This window comes from Escherichia sp. KCJ4928 (assembly GCF_004352695.1).
Taxonomy (GTDB): Bacteria; Pseudomonadota; Gammaproteobacteria; order Enterobacterales; family Enterobacteriaceae; genus ECMA0423.
In genome coordinates, this window is record NZ_SJWV01000846.1 from 1 (window position 1) to 255 (window position 255).

Annotated in this window: 1 pseudogene; it reads right to left on the bottom strand. The window is 62.7% G+C overall.

Annotated elements, in window-relative coordinates:
• Nucleotides 1-255, bottom strand: a pseudogene (locus E0D98_RS27040) (DNA primase); the annotation flags it as partial.

Genomic DNA, 255 nt, shown 5'->3' on the forward strand with positions numbered 1-255 from the left:
GGCCGTTTCCCCAGTATTCCCGTTTGCCACTGCGGTTGGTGAGCTCCACAAAAAAGCAGCGCCCTTTTCCGGGCGCATACTCTTTTTCTCCGTAGTTTGTCAGGACGGCAGTCACACTTTCACCGGGGCTGAGCTTGCCGGGCGGCTCTTCCTCCGGTGTGTCGGGTTGCTGCGGCTGTGCACTGACAGGGGCTTTTTCTGGCGCAGACGACGGGGCGGCGGGTTGTTCCGGTCTGTCGGCCCGGGGGGCTTCAG